The organism is Scandinavium hiltneri, from assembly GCF_024764835.1.
In the GTDB taxonomy this organism is placed as follows: Bacteria; Pseudomonadota; Gammaproteobacteria; order Enterobacterales; family Enterobacteriaceae; genus Scandinavium; species Scandinavium hiltneri.
Genome location: NZ_JALIGE010000074.1, coordinates 288,864 through 307,086, shown reverse-complemented (window position 1 = coordinate 307,086; position 18,223 = coordinate 288,864). Strand labels below are relative to the sequence as shown.

The window sequence follows — 18,223 nt, the reverse complement described above, 5'->3', positions numbered from 1 at the left end:
CGGTCCCTCACCCGAACCCTCTCCCTGCAGAAAACTGCCGAGAGAGGGAAGGAAATCTTAAGAGACTTTGTTACCCGAAATCAGAGCCAGCACTTCGCCCACGCTGTGGGTGGTGGCCAGACGCTCGATAACGGATTCATCGTCCAGCGCATTGGTCAGGCTGGTGATGACGTGGATGTGTTCGTTATTACGCGCCGCGATACCAATCACCAGGCGGGCAATGTCGTCCGGCTCTTCGCCGAAGCGCACGCCGTCAGGGTACTGACAGAATACCACGCCGGTTTTCAGGACCCGGTCTTTCGCTTCGATGGTGCCGTGTGGGACTGCGATGGACTCACCCAGATAGGTCGGGGTCAGTTTTTCACGATCCAGCATGGCTTCCACATATTCTGGCTCAACGTAGCCGCCTTTCACCAGTTGTTCACCGGCAAAACGGATGGCTTCTTCTTTGCTGAACGCTTTGCAGCCGAGGAAGATATTTTCTGCGCTGAGTTTAAACAGGTGGCTGTCGTCAGCGTCAAAGCTGTCTTTCAGGCTGTCGCGTATTTTCACTTCGTTATCTTCATGACGCTGTGCTGCTACCAGACGTTCGGTCAGGTTGGTATACAGGCCGCTATCGAGGAAGTTAGTCAGTGAAATGTGCTGAGCCTGTGGCACCTGGCGCATCGCACGTTCGGTCAGGTCGCGGTGAGTAATCACCAGGTCGACATCCGGCGGCAGATTATTGATAGCGCTGTTGGTGACAGAGATATGGCTCAGACCGGCATTAGCCACTTTCTTACGCAGCACGCCTGCCCCCATGGCACTGGAACCCATACCGGCGTCACAGGCCACGATGATTTTACGCACGTGACTCAGGTCGTTGGTCACGTCGCCCGCGCTCAGCGGATTCACCACACCTTTGGACTCGGATTTCATCTCCTGCATGCGACGGTTTGCCGCGTCGATGTCATCTTCTTCTTTCACTTTGCTGGTTTTCAGCAGGATAGCTGATACCACAAAGGAAACCACCGTGGCTGCCACAATCGCTGCAATGTTTGCGAAGTAGGCACCTTTCGGAGTCATTGCCAGCACTGCCAGAATGGAACCAGGAGACGCAGGAGACACCAGGCCGCCGTTCAGGATAGTCAGAGTGAAGACGCCAGTCATACCGCCGAGGATAACGGACAGGATCAGACGTGGGTTCATCAGCACATACGGGAAGTAAATTTCGTGGATACCGCCCAGGAAATGGATGATAGCCGCGCCGCCCGCAGACTGTTTCGCACTACCGCGACCGAAGAACATGTACGCCAGCAGAACGCCCAAACCTGGACCTGGGTTCGCTTCAATCAGGAAGAAGATGGATTTACCCAGTTCATGGGACTGCTGAATACCCAGCGGCGAGAAGATACCGTGGTTAATGGCGTTATTGAGGAACAGGATTTTCGCCGGTTCAACAAAGATAGACGCCAGCGGCAGCATGTCGTGAACGACCATGAAGTTAACGCCAGCCGCCAGGACTTTCGACAGCATCTCAACCGCAGGGCCAATGCCGAGGAATGCCAGAACGGCGAGGATCATCCCGATGATGCCCGCGGAGAAGTTGTTTACCAGCATCTCGAAGCCGGATTTGATTTTACCGTCAACCCAGACGTCAAAGCGTTTAATCGCCCAGCCGCCCAGAGGACCGGCAATCATCGAACCGAGGAACATCGGCATATCGGCACCGACGATAACGCCCATGGTGGTAATTGCACCGACCACGCCACCGCGGTCACCGCCAACCAGACGACCACCGGTATAACCGATGAGCAGTGGCAGCAGATAAGTAATCATTGGCCCGACAAGTTTCGCCAGCGTTTCGTTTGGCAACCATCCTGTAGGAATAAATAACGCCGTGATAATACCCCACGCGATAAACGCGCCGATGTTTGGCATCACCATGTTGCTGAGGAAGCGACCAAAGCTTTGCACTCTGATCTTGATATCGGATGACATAAAAACACCCCTTCTTGTGTTTGCTATCGCGCAGGCCAAAAGCCCGAGGTTTATTGTTAATTGGCGGCAGAGGTAGTAGCCGGACCCTGTTGATGATGCGAAATCTGGCACTGAATCGTTCAACTGTCCAGTCAGGGTCCATTTATGTGATCCGTATCACTCTAATATGGGGTAGTGTGTCGTAATTGAAGTGATCAGCATCACGAAATGGTTGTGTAAAAAAAGAACAAAGGTTGAAAAGTGAACCGTTACGGGCTGTTAATGTGATTTTAATCACGTTTTGAAGTGAGGTGTTTGTTGTTGATGTGTGATTAATATCACAAAGTATTTTCGCCTGCGCCCGAGCAACTGTGATCGCACGCATATTCTCAATCTCGACCCGCTGCTGCTGTAAGGGAGTAACACGGTCAACGGACGGCGAGTTTACGCATTCTGTGTTATAGCAATATGACCGACTGGCGATTAATTTTTGGTTATCACTCAGGCGTTCCGCAACGGGGCGCGTGCCGATGGGCGTGTCATAATTTCGAGGCGGCTATGTTTCTTAATTATTTTGCGTTAGGTGTGCTTATTTTTGTCTTTTTGGTGATTTTTTACGGGATCATAATTTTGCATGATATTCCTTATCTTATCGCCAAATCCCGCAATCACCCTCACGCCGATGCCATACACGTCGCGGGTTGGGTGAGTCTTTTTACCCTGCACGTTATCTGGCCATTTTTATGGATCTGGGCCACCCTGTACCGCCCTGAACGCGGCTGGGGAATGCAAGCGGAGCACGAGTCTTTGATTCAATTACAGCGCCGGGTCTCGGAGCTTGAGCAGAAACTCGCGGATACTCAACGGCCGCCTGCGGAGTAATCATCATGGATTTACTCATTATTCTGACCTACGTCGCGCTGGCCTGGGCGATATTTAAAATATTCAAAATCCCGGTTAATAAATGGACGGTGCCGACCGCAGCATTGGGCGGCGTTTTTATTGTTAGCGGGCTTATCTTATTAATGAATTATAACCACCCGTATACCGCACAGGCGCAAAAAGCGGTGATCTCGATTCCGATAACGCCGCAAGTCACGGGTATTGTCAGCGAAGTCACCGATAAGCAAAACGTGCTGATTAAAAAAGGCGACGTGCTGTTTAAACTCGACCCCACGCGTTATCAGGCGCGGGTCAGCCGCCTGGAGGCCGATTTAGTCACGGCGATCCACAACACTGAATCGATGAAAGGGCAATTAACCGAAGCGCTGGCCAATACTCAGCGCGTCAGCGCGGAACGCGATCGGTTGTATAAAGATTATCAGCGCTACCTGCAAGGTAGTAAGGCGAGAGTGAACCCGTTTTCAGAAAGTGACATCGACAATGCCCGGCAAAATTATCTGGCGCAGGACGCGATGGTGAAATCCTCGGTGGCCGAACAATCGCAGATCAAGAGCCAACTCGACAGCATGGTCAACGGCGAACAGTCGCAAATCGTCAGCCTGCGTGCGCAACTGACCGAGGCGCGGTATAACCTCGAACAAACCGTGGTGCGAGCCCCCAGCGACGGTTACGCCACTCAGGTGTTGATTCGCCCCGGAACCTACGCCGCTGCGCTGCCGTTGCGCCCGGTGATGGTCTTTATCCCCGAGCAAAAACGGCAAATTGTCGCGCAGTTCAGGCAGAACTCGCTCCTGCGCCTCGAGCCGGGGGACATGGCCGAAGTGGTGTTTAATGCGCTGCCAGGGCAAGTCTTCACCGGCAAGCTGACCTCTATTTTGCCGGTGGTGCCAGGCGGTTCGTATCAGGCGCAGGGCACGCTGCAATCGCTGACGGTAGTGCCCGGCACCGATGGTGTCTTAGCGCTTATCGAGCTTGCGCCCAATACGCAGGTGGAGTCTCTGCCGGATGGTATTTACGCCCAGGTAGCGGTCTATTCCGACCATTTCAGCCACGTCGCGGTGATGCGTAAAGTGCTGCTGCGCATGACCAGCTGGATGCACTATCTGTATCTTGATCATTAACCTGAATTTTTAACCCGCCTGCGCCATACTGATATTTTTGCGGAATATTCAGGGAGCAGGCGATGAAACTGATCGGCAGTTATACCAGCCCGTTTGTGCGTAAAATTTCGGTTATCCTCCTCGAAAAGGGGATAACGTTCGAGTTTATTAACGAAATGCCGTACAACGCCGAAAACGGCGTGGCAAAGTACAACCCGCTCGGCAAGGTTCCGGCGCTGGTGACCGACGACGGCGAATGCTGGTCCGACTCTCCGATTATCGCCCAGTACATCGAGCTGCTGGATATCGCGCCCGCCATGGTGCCGCGAGATGCCAAAGCCGCGCTACACATGCGCCAGCTTGAATCCCTGGCCGACGGCATCATGGATGCGGGCCTGGTGTCCGTGCGCGAGCAGGCGCGCCCGGCGACCCAGCAATCACCGGACGAACTGCTGCGCCAGCGTGAAAAAATCACCCGTTCGCTGGATGCCCTGGAAGAATACGCTGCCAACGGCACGCTAAAAGCCGATGAACTGAACCTGGCCTCCATCGCCGTGGCCTGCGCGGTGGGGTATCTCAATTTCCGCCGTGTTTCCCCGGGCTGGTGCGCCACGCGCCCGCATCTGGTGAAGCTGGTGGAAGCTCTGTTCCAGCGCGACAGTTTTGCCCGCACTGAACCGCCAAAAGCGTAGCGCGATCAATGACGCTCAGCTCGCAATAGCAGTACTATTCCCGCACGTTTATTCCCCTCTCCCGTCGGGAGGGGGCATACCACAGGCTTATTCATGACCACCGAAAACCCTTCGCTGTTCAGTCAAATTCCTGCCACCGATCGCCTGTTGCGCGACCCGGCATTTTCAGAGCTTATTGATAACGCCGGGCACAGCCAGGTGGTGAATGTATTACGCCAGTTGCAGGATGAAGCCCGCGAGGCCATTCGCACTCACGGCACGCTGCCCGAATGGTGTCAGGACTGGCATCAGGCGGCGGTCGCAAGGCTGAACGCCGAGGCGCAAAGCCCGCTGCGCGCGGTGTTTAACCTCACCGGTACCGTACTGCACACCAATCTGGGGCGCGCGCTTCAGGCCGAAACTGCCGTGGCGGCAGTCACGCAGGTAATGCGTGAGCCGGTGACGCTGGAATATTCCCTCGACGGCGCCGGGCGCGGGCATCGTGACAGCGCGCTCGCGGAATTGCTCACCCGTCTTACCGGCGCGGAAGATGCCTGCATCGTCAACAACAATGCGGCGGCGGTGCTGCTGATGCTGGCGGCGACGGCGAACGGTAAAGAAGTGGTGGTGTCACGCGGCGAACTGGTGGAGATTGGCGGCGCGTTCCGCATTCCGGATGTGATGCGCCAGGCGGGCTGCGTGTTACATGAAGTGGGCACCACCAACCGCACGCATGCGCGTGATTACCGTGAGGCTGTCAACGACAATACCGGCCTGCTGATGAAGGTCCACACCAGTAATTACAGCGTGGAAGGGTTTACTAAAGCGGTCGATGAAGCTGAGCTGGCCGCCATCGGGCATGAACACGGCATTCCGGTGGTCGCGGATTTGGGCAGCGGTTCGCTGGTGGATTTAAGCCAGTACGGTTTGCCGAAAGAGCCGATGCCGCAGGCGTTGATTGCCAGCGGCGTCAGCCTGGTGAGCTTCTCCGGCGATAAGCTGCTCGGTGGCCCGCAGGCCGGGATTATCGTCGGCAAACACGAGCTGATTGCGAAGCTGCAAACGCACCCGCTGAAACGCGCGCTGCGGGCCGATAAAATGACTCTCGCGGCGCTCGACGCCACACTGCGCCTCTATCTGCATCCGGAAAAACTCCCCCAAACGCTGCCGACGCTGCGTCTGCTGACCCGCAGTCAGGATGATATCCGGGAACAAGGCGAGCGCTTGCTGGCTCCGCTTCAGGCGCATTATCCGGCATTTAACGTACGGCTTGAACCGTGCTTATCGCAGATTGGCAGCGGTTCACTGCCGGTCGACCGCTTACCGTCACAGGCGCTGACGTTCACACCGACTGACGGGCGCGGCGCATCGCTTGAGGCGCTGGCCGAGCGCTGGCGACGCCCCGACACGCCGGTGTTAGGGCGGATTGGCGACGGGCGTTTATGGCTCGATTTACGTTGTCTTGAAGATGAATCACGCTTTCTGGAGAGTGTGCTGAAATGATTATTGCCACCGCCGGGCACGTTGACCATGGCAAAACCACGCTGTTGCAGGCGATAACCGGCGTCAACGCTTCCCGTCTGCCGGAAGAAAAAGCGCGCGGAATGACGATTGATTTGGGCTACGCTTACTGGCCACAGCCCGACGGGCGGGTGCCTGGGTTTATCGACGTACCGGGCCATGAAAAGTTTCTGGCGAATATGCTGGCGGGCGTGGGCGGCATCGATCATGCGCTGCTGGTGGTGGCCTGTGACGATGGCGTGATGGCGCAAACCCGTGAGCATCTGGCGATTTTGCAACTGACGGGCAAACCTACTTTGACCGTTGCGCTGACCAAAACCGATCGCGTGGATGCCGCGCGAATCAGTGAGGTTCGCCGTCAGGTTGTTGATGTTTTACGTGATTACGGCTTTGATGACGTTTCTCTGTTTGAAACCGCTGCCACGCAAATGCAGGGCATTGATACCCTGCGCACGCATCTTTTAAAGCTTGCCGAACGCCAGCACGTTGAGCATCAGCGTTTTCGTCTGGCGATTGACCGGGCGTTCACCGTCAAAGGCGCCGGGCTGGTGGTCACGGGTACCGCGCTTTCCGGCGAAGTGAACGTCGGCGACACGCTGTGGCTGACGGGGGCAAATACCCCAATGCGCGTGCGTGGTTTGCACGCGCAAAATCAGTCTGTCGAGCAGGCCCACGCCGGGCAGCGTATCGCGCTGAATATCAGCGGCGATGCGCAAAAAGAGCAACTCAACCGTGGCGACTGGCTGTTAGCGCAGCAGCCTCCGGTGCCATCGGAAAGGGCGATTGTCGAACTCCACAGCCTCACACCGCTGACCCAATGGCAGCCGCTGCATATTCATCATGCCGCGAGCCACATTACCGGGCGTGTCTCGCTGCTGGAAAACAATCTGGCGGAACTGGTCTTCGACACACCGCTGTATCTGGCGGATAACGATCGGCTGGTGCTGCGCGATATTTCTGCCCGCATCACGCTGGCCGGTGCGCGGGTGGTCACGCTCAATCCCCCGCGTCGCGGCAAGCGTAAACCAGACTATCTGGCCTGGCTGGCGCAGTTCACAGCGGCGGAAAATAACGGGCAGGCGCTCGATATCCATTTGCGGCGTGATGCGGTTCGCCTGAGCGAATTTGGCTGGGCGCGACAGCTCAACGATGCGGGCGTGGCTGAACTGTCTTGCCAACGCGACCTGCTGACGGCGGGTGATAACCTTCTCAGCGCCGGCCTCGCGGCGCGCTGGCAGCAAAAACTGCTCGATGCGTTGGCGGTGTATCACGATCAGCACCGCGACGAGCCGGGCCCGGGGCGCGAACGTCTGCGCCGGATCGCCCTGCCAATAGAAGACGACGCGCTGGTGCTCACGCTGCTGGAGCAAATGCGCGCCTCGGGCGTTATTCACAGCCATCACGGCTGGCTGCATCTGCCGGAACACAAAGCCGGATTCACTGACGAACAGCGCGTGCTATGGCAAAAAGTGGAACCGCAGTTTGGCGATGAACCGTGGTGGGTGCGCGACCTCGCGCAGCAGGCGGGCGCAGACGAACAGGTCATGCGGCAGACGCTGCGTCAGGCAGCGCAGCAGGGGACGATCACCGCGATTGTCAAAGATCGTTATTACCGCAATGACCGGATCGTGCAGTTTGCCGGGCTGATACGCTACCTCGATCAGATGCGCGGCTCAACCTGTGCCGCTGATTTCCGTGATAGCCTCAACGTCGGGCGAAAACTGGCTATCCAAATTCTCGAGTATTTCGACCGCATTGGCTTTACTCGCCGTCGCGGCAACGACCACGTGCTGCGCGATGCGATGCTGTTCCCGGAGCCCGAAAACAGCAATCCGTGACCGCGCTCGTAAAGCGTTAAATGGCTGGCGAAGAAATCGCCAGCCGCGTCTACCCTTACAGGACACCTCACTGCAAGGAGACGGTAATGACCAACAATCCTCCCTCCACGGGTATCCAGCCCGGCGTTTATGGTTTTCCCCTCAAGCTAAAAGCGCGTTACGACAACTTTATCGGCGGCAACTGGGTTGCACCGACGGACGGCGAGTACTACAAAAACCTGACCCCGGTCACCGGGCAGTTGCTGTGTGAAGTCGCATCATCCGGGCCGCGAGACATCGATCTGGCGTTGGATGCGGCGCACAAAATCAAAGACAAATGGGGGCAAACCTCTGTCCAGGGCAGGGCCGCCATTCTGCTCAAAATTGCCGATCGCATGGAACAAAACATCGAACTCTTAGCGACGGCAGAAACCTGGGATAACGGCAAACCGATTCGCGAAACCACCGCCGCCGATGTGCCGCTGGCGATTGACCATTTCCGCTATTTCGCCTCGTGTATTCGTGCGCAGGAAGGCGGGATCAGCGAAGTAGACAGCGACACCGTGGCCTATCATTTCCACGAACCGCTGGGCGTGGTCGGGCAGATTATTCCGTGGAACTTCCCGCTGCTGATGGCGAGCTGGAAAATGGCGCCCGCGCTGGCGGCCGGAAACTGTGTGATCCTCAAACCTGCCCGCCTGACGCCGCTGTCGGTATTAATGCTCATGGAGATTATTGGCGACCTGCTGCCGCCGGGCGTGGTGAACGTGGTCAACGGCGCGGGTGGTGAAATCGGCGAATATCTGGCGACCTCAAAACGCATCAACAAAGTGGCCTTTACCGGCTCGACGGAAGTCGGCCAGCAAATCATGCAGTACGCCACCCAGAACATCATCCCGGTGACGCTGGAACTCGGCGGCAAATCGCCGAACATTTTCTTTGCCGACGTGATGGACGAAGAGGACGCCTTCTTTGAGAAAGCGCTGGAAGGGCTGGCGCTGTTTGCCTTCAACCAGGGCGAGGTCTGTACCTGCCCGAGCCGCGCGCTGGTGCATGAATCCATCTACGACCGCTTTATGGAACGCGCCATTCGCCGGGTGGAAAGCATCCGCAGCGGCAACCCGCTCGACAGCGTGACGCAAATGGGCGCGCAGGTTTCCAGCGGACAAATGGACACTATCCTCAACTACATCGACATCGGTAAGAAAGAGGGTGCGGACGTGCTGACCGGCGGACGACGCAAAATGTTCGACGGCGATCTGAAAGAGGGCTACTACCTCGAGCCAACCATCCTGTTTGGCAAAAACAGTATGCGGGTATTCCAGGAGGAGATCTTCGGCCCGGTGTTATCCGTGACGACGTTCAAAACCATGGAAGAGGCGCTGGCGATTGCCAACGATACCCAATACGGGCTGGGCGCGGGCGTCTGGAGCCGCAACGGTAATCTGGCGTACAAAATGGGGCGCGGCATTCAGGCCGGGCGGGTGTGGACCAACTGCTATCACGCCTATCCTGCCCACGCCGCGTTTGGTGGCTACAAGCAGTCAGGCATTGGCCGTGAAACCCACAAAATGATGCTTGAGCACTACCAGCAAACCAAGTGCCTGCTGGTGAGTTATTCCGATAAACCGTTAGGCCTGTTCTGACGTGAAACGCCCGGCGGCACTTCGTTTGCACGGGCCTACAATTAACACGTAGGCTCGGTAAGCATCGCGCCACCGGGCATTTCTTTTGTCTTAATGACCCGCAGACGCGGCGGCACTCGGTGCGCCGGATCTCACAAACGGTGGGCGGGTGAACCAGATAATGACGATCAACCCCATAAAGCCCCATCCCAGTAACCAGAAATAATCGATGGTCGACATCATGTACGCCTGCTGTTCGATGGTTTTGTCGATAATCGCAAAGTGCTGCTGCGTCGGACCGCCCATCTTCTGCACGTAATCCACCGCCGCCGGGTGGTACTGCGACACGTTTTCCGCCAGATTCGCATGATGGAAAATTTCGCGGCGTTGCCAAATCCAGGTTGTCAGCGAAGACGCAAATGAGCCGCCCAGCACGCGGAAGAACGTTGCCAGCCCGGAACCATCCGCCATTTCATTGCCGTTCAGATTCGACAGCACGATGGTGGTCAACGGCATAAAGAAGAACGCCACGCCGATCCCCATAAACATCTGTACGCCTGCAATGGTGCGGAAATCCACATCAGTATTGAACTGCGCGCGCATCAGGCAGGCCGCCCCCATCGTCATAAACGATATGGAACACAGAAGGCGTAAATCCACTTTGGTCGCATAACGCCCAATAATCGGGGTCAGCAACAGGGGGATAAAGCCCATCGGCGCGGCGGCAAGCCCCGCCCAAATGGCGGTATAGCCCATCTGCGTTTGCAGCCACTGCGGCAGAATGATGTTAATGGCGAAGAACGCTGCATAGCCGAGCATCAGCGACAGCGTACCAATCGCAAAATTGCGGTCCTTAAACAGGCGCAGATTCACGATCGGATGCTTATCGTCCAGCTCCCACATCACAAAGGAAATCAGGCTGATGGCAGACACAATCGACATCACAATAATCGGCGTGGAGGAGAACCAGTCTTCATCGTTGCCTTTATCGAGCACCACCTGCAACAGGCCGACGCCAAGCACCAGCAGCGCAATGCCAATGTAGTCGATTGGCGCTGACTGCGTGGTTTCTTCGCGCCCGCGAAGCTGTGTCCAGACCACAATCGAGGCAAAAATGCCGATCGGCACGTTGATGTAAAAAATCCACGGCCAGGAGTAGTTATCGGTTATCCAGCCGCCGGTAATCGGCCCGACAATCGGCGCAACCACGGTCACCATCGACAGCAGCGCCAGCGCCATACTGCGCTTCATCGGCGGGAAGATAACCAGCAGTAGCGTCTGACACATCGGGAACATCGGCCCGGCGAAAAAGCCCTGCAATGCACGGAAAATAATGAGTTCCGTCATGCTGTGGGCGAATCCGCACAGGAACGAGGTCAGGGTGAAAAACACCACTGAAGCGATGAACAGCCGAAGCTGACCAAAACGTCGGGTAAACCAGCCGGTAAGCGGCAGGGCGATGGCGTTGCACACCGCAAAGGAGGTGATAACCCACGTTCCCTGATCGGCGCTGACCCCGAGGTTGCCGGAAATCGTCGGCAGGGCCACGTTGGCGATGGTCGAATCCAGCACCTGCATAAACGTCGCCAGGGATAACGCCAGCGTCGCCAGGATCAGGCTTGGTGGCGTATAAGCGGCCTTAGGTTCTGACATAACTGCTCTCCTAGCGCTGCGCGGAGGCTACGGCGCTGCTGTTGTCATGCAGAATTTTGGCGACCAGTTTGTCGGCGGCTTCCATCGGTGTGTTGTACACGTCGGTGGTAAAGCGTGGTTCGCTGACGGTTTTTTGCGGCAGAAGATGACCGTCGAGGTCACGAATATCGACCTGCACATTCATCGACAGACCAATGCGCAACGGATGCTTTTGCATGTCATGTTCGTCGAGCGCAATGCGCACCGGCAGACGCTGCACAATCTTGATCCAGTTACCGCTGGCGTTCTGCGCAGGCAGCAGTGAGAACGCGCTACCGGTACCAATCCCCAGGCTTTCGATAGTGCCGTGATACTGCACATCATCGCCGTACAGGTCGGCATTCAGTGTCACTTTCTGGCCGAGGCGCATATCCTGCATCTGGCTCTCTTTAAAGTTGGCATCGACCCACACCTCTTTCAGCGGAACGATCGACAGCAGCGTGGTGCCTGACGTGACGCGCATCCCGAGCTGTACTGCACGTTTTGCGACAAAGCCGCTGACGGGTGCAACAATTGTGCTACGGGCGTTATCCAGATAGCGCTGACGCAGGGTGGCGACGGCGGTTTTAATTTCCGGATGACTGTCGATAACGGTGTCATCGACCATCGCCTGATTGGTTTTCAACGCCTGCTCTACAGCGGTTAAATCGCTCTGCGCGCTGGTGACGGCATCGCGATAATGGGACAGGTCTTCCGCCGAGACCGCGCCGCTGGCGAAGATTTTCTGTCGACGGTTGTAGTCATTTTGCGCGGTTTGTAGCGCAACTTTTTTGGCCGCCACCTGCGCGCGATAGTTATCGGCAGTGCTGTACAAGCCGCGAACCTGACGCACGGTGCTGGCGAGGTCGGCTTCGGCCTGCTGCAACGCAATTTCGGTATCGCTCGGGTCAAGCAGAACCAGCGGCTGGCCCTTTTGCACGAAGTCGCCTTCATCGACCGTCACCTGAGTCACCGTCCCGGTAATCTGCGGGGTCAGCGTGACCTGGTTGCCGTTGACGTAGGCGTCATCGGTTGATTCATAAAAACGGGCATACAGCAGATACCACGCCAGGCAGCCTGCGGCGGCCAGCACGATTATCAGCAGTAAAATAGTGAAGTTACGTTTGCGTCTGCTGGGACGTGGAGTCGTGTCCGGAGCGGTGTTTTCCATAATGATAAAGGCCTTTGGCTTGTGCTTAGCGATGGGGAGCCGTGAATTCGTCCGGCAGCATTTTGATAAGAATGTCTTTCAGTTGTCGGGATTCATCGGGCGTCAGACGGGCCGTTAAATCAGCCAGGATGGTGTTAAGTGCTTCATTCTGAAACGTTTCGCAGAGATTTCGGCCTTTCTCCGTTAGGGCGAGGATCACCTGGCGTTTGTCCTGCGAATTAGGATGACGTTCAACCAGGTCGCTCTTGACCATCCTTTCCACCATGCGGCTCATCGCGCCGGTGTCCATCTGCAAACTTTTACAGATTTCTGCCGGGCTGATGTTCCCTTTAAAGATATTAATCAGCACCTTAAATTGCGGCGCGGTCACCCCGGCACCGGAAAAATAGTGACTGATAAGCTGGTCTTTGAACTGGTTTGCCAGATGAAAAAGCACACCCAGATGCAGGTTTTTGTCGGTGCTCGCCGTTGCGGATGTCATGATAGCTGCCTGGTCAGTAATTAAATTAATGATTACTGCCAGGGCAACTATTGTCAATAAACGTCAGTGTAAAGCACACAGATTGACAAACGCCGCTCCGCTCCTTTTTGCGCACACGGGTGTAAAACTTCCTGTTGTTTGCCTCACTCATAAACTTTACTGCGTAGCACATTCCCGAATGACAATTCTCCCTCTGTCCAGGCGCCTGACGTGCGATATCGTGATGTCTCCAGTTGGCCCGGCAAGAAAGCAGACAGGTAATGTCAAACTATCGACGTAATTATATCAACGGCGGCACGTGGTTCTTCACCGTCACTCTGAGGGACAGGCACAGTGATCTGCTGGTACGTGAGATTGCGTTGTTAAGGGCAGCGATTGCGCAGGTTAAACGACGTAAACCCTTTCACATTGATGCCTGGGTGGTTCTACCCGAACATATGCATTGTCTCTGGACACTGCCGGCAAATGATTGTGATTTTTCTGGTCGTTGGCGGGATATCAAAAAGAGGTTCACCCGTGATTTAGGCGCGTGTGGGATATGGCAGCCCCGTTTTTGGGAGCACACCATCCGCGACCAACAGGATTACCGTCGACATAAGGATTACATCTACATCAACCCGTTGAAGCATGGGCTGGTAAAGCAGGTGCAGGCCTGGCCGTTTTCCACATTTCATCGTGACGTGCACCGCGGAATTTATCCATTGAACTGGGCGGGGGACGTTGGCGAGTTAAATGCCGGAGAGTGGTTGTAACTGCCCGGCGGCGCTGACGCTTGCACGGGCCTACGAAAATGCGGTGGGCTTGTAGGCCCGGCAAGCCTGCGCCGCCGGGCATGGAGTAATCACCCCTCATTCACCCAGATCCGCATTTCGCCTTCGCCGCGGTTGGCCCAGCAGAACCACGGGATAAAGGTCAGTGTCTGGGTCTGGCGGGTGGCGGGCGAGCGGTCGTAATGCCACAGCGATTGCTGCTCCGGTTTTGCTGAGGTCTGTTTTACTCCTTCGGCCTGAATTAGCACCTTGTGGGCGAACAGGCCTTTGCCTTCAAACGCATTGAACGTCGCGTTTTCCGGCAGCCACAGGTTATGCAGTTCCTCACCGTTGTCTGCTTGTTCGAGGCAGTACACCAACGGGCCGCGCTGAATCGCGACTTTTCCGGCCACGTGGCGCACCAGCGGGTTGCCATAAACGCGGCGAACCGGCATCGGGAATGTGAGCGTCAGCGTGTCACCCTCCAGCCAGCGGCGGTTGATGTGCAGATAGCCTTTGCGGGCTTCACTCGTCACCGGCACGCCGTTGAGTGATACCTGCGGCGCGTCGCACCAGTCCGGTAAACGCAGCGCCAGCGTGTGCTGCACCGGCTGGGCTGAGTCGATGGCGATGGTGACTTTTTCCTGCCACGGGAATTCCCCGCTGATGCGCAGACGCAGCGTTTCATCGCCTACCGTGACTTCGGCGCTGTTACCGACGTACAGGTTGATGTACAGCGCGTCCTCACGCGGCGTGTAGATGTAATGCCCGATCGAGGTCAGCACGCGGGCGATATTCGGAGGGCAGCAGGCGCAGCCGAACCAACGTTGGCGGACAGGCTTTACATGATCGTAGATGTGATTGAAATTCAGCGACTTCGGATGCACTTCCAGCGGGTTAACGTAGAAGAAGTGCTTACCATCCAGGGCCATGCCGCCGAGCACGGTATTATACAACGCGCGTTCCATCACGTCGGCATACTGGCTGTCGGCTTCCATCTCCAGCATCCGCCGGGCGAACATCATCAGGCCAATCGAGGCGCAGCTTTCGGCGTAGACTGTGTCGTTGGGCAGGTCGTAATCGCTGCTGAACGCTTCGCCGCTGCTCTGGGAGCCAATCCCACCGGTGATGTACAGCTGGCGCTGGGCCATGTTGTTCCACAGGCGCAGGCAATCCTCGCGCTTCGCTTCGTCGTTGCTGAGCCGTGCCAGGTGCGCCACACCGGTCATCAGGTATACAAAACGTACGGCGTGGCCGATGGCCGTTGGCTGCTCTGCCAGCGGCTGATGTGCCTGGCTGTAGGCTTTATCCTTCACCATCCACGCCGGGCCATACGTATTCCAGTAAGAGGTATTTCCGCGTTTTTCGTACTCGATGTCGTAGTAATGCGGCTGCGTTCCCCGCTGTTCGACGAAGTAATTCACGAGATGCAGATAGCGTGGTTCCTGCGTGACGTCGAACAGACGCATCAGTGCCAGTTCAATTTCCGGATGACCTGGATAACCGTGCAGCTGGTTTTCACCGGGGCCAAAAACGTGGTCGATGTGGTCGGCGAGTTTGCACACCACATCCAACAGGCGGCGTTTGCCGGTGGCCTGGAAGAAGGCCACACCGGCTTCAATCATATGTCCGGCGCAGTACAGCTCGTGGCATTCCGCGAGGTTAGTCCAGCGCTCCTGTGGGGCTTTAACGGTGAAATACGTGTTCAGATAGCCGTCGTCGCACTGGGCCGCGGCAACCAGTTCAATCACCTCGTCGGCGGTCTTTTCCAGCTCGCTGTCCGGCTTCTGGCACAGCGACCAGGCCACCGCTTCCAGCCATTTTGCGACGTCGCTGTCCTGAAACACCATGCCGTAAAACTCACCTTGTGAGCGTCCGGCGGCGATACGGAAATTCTCAATAGCGTGGCTCGGATCGGCTTCTGCAATCCTGTCGTTCAGCGCGTCCCACTGATAGGGAATAACCACGTCACGCACCAGTTGCTGGTACTGACCGAGAAACGGATCGCTGACTTTGAGCTTATGCAGGTCGACTTCCATCACAGACATAACGTTCTCCTTAAGACTGAACATGGCGCACACGCAGGTCGGTGGCGATGCGCGACATCATAGGGTTGTTGAGTTTGCAGGTGCGCAGGGTGAAGGCCAGCAGCAAGTGGAACACCGCAGGTAACAGTGTTTCCATCGCGGTCATGCCGTGCAGCGAGGCCGCGGTCTGGTTCCCGGTGCCGGGTTGATAGGCGACGAAGATGAATACCAGACTGACGATCCCGGCGCTGGACGCCCAGGCGAGCTTGATGCAGAAAAGGTTAAAGGCGAAGTTCATGCCGGATGAACGCACACCGGTTTTCCACTCGCCGTAGTCGTCGGCGAAGGCCATCAGCCCGAAGTGTAGCGGCAGCGTGAAGCCGAGAATAATGCCGTTGCCGAGAATAACGACCAGCCACAGCGTCTGCCACGCCGGGCCGACGGGCAGGAACCACATCGCTACCGCTAACACGGCTAAAATCAGGTTGGTGTAATAGTAAAGTTTTACCGTATCGACGCGTTTTGTCAGTGGATTGACGACGATCGAACCGAGAATGGAGGCGAACGTCACCATCGTGAAGAACAGCGAGGTATATGCGGTGCTGCCCTGTAAAACGTAGGTGATGAAGTACATGTAGCCGCCGCCGCGGATGTTGAACACGTTGATCAGCAGGAAGGACATCACCAGCATCAGCAGCAACTGGTCATTTTTACGCAGTCCGGCAATGTGCTGGCGGAGGGTAAACTGACCCATGGTGTCCAGCGGTACGCGCTCGCGCACCCAGAAGAAGCAGCACAGGAACATCACCACCGCCACCGCACACAGGATGCCGACGCCCATCTGCCAGCCGTGCGCGACGTTGCCTTTTCCGATCGCAGACACCAGCCACGGCAGCCCGACGGAGACTAAAAAGCCCGCCACGCCGCACAGCACAAAGCGCCAGGACTGACAGGCCAGCACTTCGGAATGGCGTGTGGTCATGGTGTTGATCAGCGCGCAGTACGGCACATTGATGGCGGTATAGCTCACCGAAAGCAGCAGATAAGTGCCGAATGCCCAGAGAATTTTCATATTCATGCTGACGTCTGGCACGGTGAACGTCAGCACGCCGATGAGGCCAATCGGCACCGCAATCCACAGCTGCCATGGGCGAAAGCGTCCCCAGCGGCTTTGGGTACGGTCGGCGATGACGCCCATTATCGGGTCCGAAATGGCGTCAAAGACGCGCAGGGCGATGAATAATGTGCCGACCAGCGCCGGAGTCAGGCCGAAAACGTCGGTATAGAAAAAGGTCAAAAAGTTCATGATCAGGCAGGTGATGACGGTGCCACCGGCATCGCCCAGCCCGTAACCGATTTTTTCTCGGGTCGACAGCGCCTCGTTGGCGGTGTGTTGCGCGAGTTCGGTTTGCGTAATCGGAGCAGAAGTCATTGAAAACTCCTCACGTAGGTCAGGGTGCGTGACCCGCTTTTGGGCGGGCTTATTGTGTGTTTTGCAAGGTACCTGATCCATTCTGCCTGGAATCGCGCGCCCAACAAGGGAAGGGGAAAGTAGAAAAAGATGACGATTCCGACCTGATGCGCAAAGTGTGATCGTGATCCGCTTGAGTGACTATTTTTGATTAATAATCAAAGACAAGAATCAATTTATTTACGCTAAAAAGCGAGAAAGTGAATATCCATGATTGAATTATCCATAGCGTTTCCGATTCGGGTGCAGAACGGGGGGTTGTTTATTTCGCGCGGCGTGGGCAGCCATCCGGCGCGCAAACTGCATTCCTGGGAACTGGTGTTCGTCGAGCGCGGCGAGTTCAGGATCCGTGAAGATGAGCGCCTGTTTAGCGTTCAGGCGGGCGAAAGCCTGTTGCTGCGTCCGGGATGTCGGCACGTGGGTGAGGGGGAGTTTCCGGCGGACCTTAAATTTTACTGGCTGCATTTTGACTGGCTCGATGAAGCGCTGAATTCCGCGTTGCGCCAGACGCTGCTGACTATTCCGCAGCACACGGGTGTAAGTTCTCCGTCTTACATTATTTCGCTGTTCCGCCAGTTCCTGAACGAACAGGAAAATGTGCACCGCAGCATTGCACTGGAGTGCATTTTGTTGCTGATCCTCCAACAGCTTTCAGCGGCGGGATCGCAGGAAAGTGCGAGCGAAAGCCCTGGTGTGGCGCTGGCCTACCGTGCGCAGCAGACGTTGCGCACGCAGTATCACTTGCCACTTTCTACCTCGCAGCTGGCGAAAGAGCTGCACTGCAGCGCGGATTATCTCGGGCGCGTTTACCGACGCACGTTCGGTTTAACGCTGACCGAAGCGCTCCATCGCCAGCGGGTGATGGCGGCGGAAAAACTGCTGATCAGCGACTCCCTGTCGTTGAAGGAAGTGGCCAGCCGCTGTGGGTTTAGCGATACCGGTTATTTCAGGCAGATATTCCGCAAGCACACCGGGCTGACTCCGGCGGCGTGGAAGCGGCGTTATTGCAAAGAACATATCAATTCTGGTTGAGTTTCATCAAGGCACTGTGCAATGC

The 18,223-nt window shown here is 56.6% G+C and carries 14 protein-coding genes; 8 read left to right on the top strand and 6 right to left on the bottom strand.

Annotation, left to right across the window (positions count from 1 at the left end; all coding sequences use genetic code 11):
- Positions 1 to 57 precede the first annotated feature (57 nt).
- A complete protein-coding gene (locus MUU47_RS14360) occupies positions 58 to 1,980 on the bottom strand; it encodes a PTS mannitol transporter subunit IICBA (protein ID WP_258988859.1) in 1,923 nt (640 codons plus the stop codon).
- 537 nt (positions 1,981 to 2,517) lie between these two features.
- On the opposite strand from MUU47_RS14360, the gene MUU47_RS14355 reads away from it, so the two are divergent.
- From MUU47_RS14355 to exaC, 6 genes are all read left to right on the top strand, one after another.
- On the top strand, positions 2,518 to 2,841 hold the full coding sequence (locus MUU47_RS14355) for a DUF3302 domain-containing protein (protein ID WP_110510296.1): 324 nt from the start codon (positions 2,518 to 2,520) through the stop codon (positions 2,839 to 2,841).
- A gap of 5 nt (positions 2,842 to 2,846) precedes the next feature.
- Positions 2,847 to 3,983 carry an HlyD family secretion protein gene (locus tag MUU47_RS14350; RefSeq protein WP_159769152.1) on the top strand — a complete coding sequence of 379 codons (1,137 nt, stop codon included), beginning with the start codon at positions 2,847 to 2,849 and terminating at the stop codon, positions 3,981 to 3,983.
- 62 nt (positions 3,984 to 4,045) lie between these two features.
- Positions 4,046 to 4,654 carry a glutathione S-transferase gene (locus MUU47_RS14345; protein WP_258988857.1) on the top strand — a complete coding sequence of 203 codons (609 nt, stop codon included), beginning with the start codon at positions 4,046 to 4,048 and terminating at the stop codon, positions 4,652 to 4,654.
- A 93-nt stretch (positions 4,655 to 4,747) separates the two neighbouring features.
- Complete coding sequence (gene selA, locus MUU47_RS14340) at positions 4,748 to 6,136, top strand: L-seryl-tRNA(Sec) selenium transferase (protein WP_258988856.1); 1,389 nt, start codon at positions 4,748 to 4,750, stop codon at positions 6,134 to 6,136.
- A complete protein-coding gene (gene selB / locus MUU47_RS14335; RefSeq protein WP_258988854.1) occupies positions 6,133 to 7,992 on the top strand; it encodes a selenocysteine-specific translation elongation factor in 1,860 nt (619 codons plus the stop codon). The genes selA and selB overlap by 4 nt, the downstream gene beginning before the upstream one ends.
- Positions 7,993 to 8,078: 86 nt before the next feature.
- A complete protein-coding gene (exaC, locus tag MUU47_RS14330; RefSeq protein ID WP_258988853.1) occupies positions 8,079 to 9,617 on the top strand; it encodes an acetaldehyde dehydrogenase ExaC in 1,539 nt (512 codons plus the stop codon).
- Positions 9,618 to 9,707: 90 nt separating this feature from the next.
- Here exaC and MUU47_RS14325 read toward each other — a convergent pair whose 3' ends face one another.
- Genes MUU47_RS14325 through MUU47_RS14315 form a run of 3 tightly spaced genes read right to left on the bottom strand, consistent with a single transcriptional unit; the run spans position 9,708 to position 12,919 of the window.
- Entirely contained in the window at positions 9,708 to 11,249 is a 1,542-nt protein-coding gene (locus MUU47_RS14325; protein WP_258988852.1) for a DHA2 family efflux MFS transporter permease subunit, read from the bottom strand.
- 10 nt (positions 11,250 to 11,259) lie between these two features.
- Positions 11,260 to 12,438, bottom strand: a complete 1,179-nt coding sequence (locus MUU47_RS14320) for an HlyD family secretion protein (protein ID WP_258988851.1) — start codon at positions 12,436 to 12,438, stop codon at positions 11,260 to 11,262.
- 25 nt (positions 12,439 to 12,463) lie between these two features.
- Complete coding sequence (locus MUU47_RS14315; protein WP_258988850.1) at positions 12,464 to 12,919, bottom strand: MarR family transcriptional regulator; 456 nt, start codon at positions 12,917 to 12,919, stop codon at positions 12,464 to 12,466.
- Positions 12,920 to 13,179: 260 nt separating this feature from the next.
- On the opposite strand from MUU47_RS14315, the gene MUU47_RS14310 reads away from it, so the two are divergent.
- Positions 13,180 to 13,671 carry an REP-associated tyrosine transposase gene (locus MUU47_RS14310; RefSeq protein WP_258988849.1) on the top strand — a complete coding sequence of 164 codons (492 nt, stop codon included), beginning with the start codon at positions 13,180 to 13,182 and terminating at the stop codon, positions 13,669 to 13,671.
- 89 nt (positions 13,672 to 13,760) lie between these two features.
- Here MUU47_RS14310 and MUU47_RS14305 read toward each other — a convergent pair whose 3' ends face one another.
- Entirely contained in the window at positions 13,761 to 15,716 is a 1,956-nt protein-coding gene (locus tag MUU47_RS14305) for a glycoside hydrolase family 127 protein (protein ID WP_258988848.1), read from the bottom strand.
- Between the two features lie 10 nt (positions 15,717 to 15,726).
- On the bottom strand, positions 15,727 to 17,127 hold the full coding sequence (locus MUU47_RS14300; RefSeq protein WP_258988846.1) for an MFS transporter: 1,401 nt from the start codon (positions 17,125 to 17,127) through the stop codon (positions 15,727 to 15,729).
- Positions 17,128 to 17,376: 249 nt separating this feature from the next.
- Between MUU47_RS14300 and MUU47_RS14295 the strand changes: the two genes are divergently transcribed.
- Entirely contained in the window at positions 17,377 to 18,198 is an 822-nt protein-coding gene (locus tag MUU47_RS14295) for an AraC family transcriptional regulator (protein WP_258988845.1), read from the top strand.
- Positions 18,199 to 18,223 lie beyond the last annotated feature (25 nt).

Bases quoted from the DNA above. Each gene is read 5' to 3' on its own strand.
- MUU47_RS14305 (WP_258988848.1), bottom strand. From the start codon at position 15,716: ATGTCTGTGATGGAAGTCGACCTGCATAAGCTCAAAGTCAGCGATCCG.
- MUU47_RS14325 (WP_258988852.1), bottom strand. From the start codon at position 11,249: ATGTCAGAACCTAAGGCCGCTTATACGCCACCAAGCCTGATCCTGGCG.
- MUU47_RS14345 (WP_258988857.1), top strand. From the start codon at position 4,046: ATGAAACTGATCGGCAGTTATACCAGCCCGTTTGTGCGTAAAATTTCG.
- selB (WP_258988854.1), top strand. From the start codon at position 6,133: ATGATTATTGCCACCGCCGGGCACGTTGACCATGGCAAAACCACGCTG.
- MUU47_RS14310 (WP_258988849.1), top strand. From the start codon at position 13,180: ATGTCAAACTATCGACGTAATTATATCAACGGCGGCACGTGGTTCTTC.
- MUU47_RS14315 (WP_258988850.1), bottom strand. From the start codon at position 12,919: ATGACATCCGCAACGGCGAGCACCGACAAAAACCTGCATCTGGGTGTG.
- exaC (WP_258988853.1), top strand. From the start codon at position 8,079: ATGACCAACAATCCTCCCTCCACGGGTATCCAGCCCGGCGTTTATGGT.
- MUU47_RS14360 (WP_258988859.1), bottom strand. From the start codon at position 1,980: ATGTCATCCGATATCAAGATCAGAGTGCAAAGCTTTGGTCGCTTCCTC.
- MUU47_RS14350 (WP_159769152.1), top strand. From the start codon at position 2,847: ATGGATTTACTCATTATTCTGACCTACGTCGCGCTGGCCTGGGCGATA.
- selA (WP_258988856.1), top strand. From the start codon at position 4,748: ATGACCACCGAAAACCCTTCGCTGTTCAGTCAAATTCCTGCCACCGAT.
- MUU47_RS14355 (WP_110510296.1), top strand. From the start codon at position 2,518: ATGTTTCTTAATTATTTTGCGTTAGGTGTGCTTATTTTTGTCTTTTTG.
- MUU47_RS14300 (WP_258988846.1), bottom strand. From the start codon at position 17,127: ATGACTTCTGCTCCGATTACGCAAACCGAACTCGCGCAACACACCGCC.
- MUU47_RS14295 (WP_258988845.1), top strand. From the start codon at position 17,377: ATGATTGAATTATCCATAGCGTTTCCGATTCGGGTGCAGAACGGGGGG.
- MUU47_RS14320 (WP_258988851.1), bottom strand. From the start codon at position 12,438: ATGGAAAACACCGCTCCGGACACGACTCCACGTCCCAGCAGACGCAAA.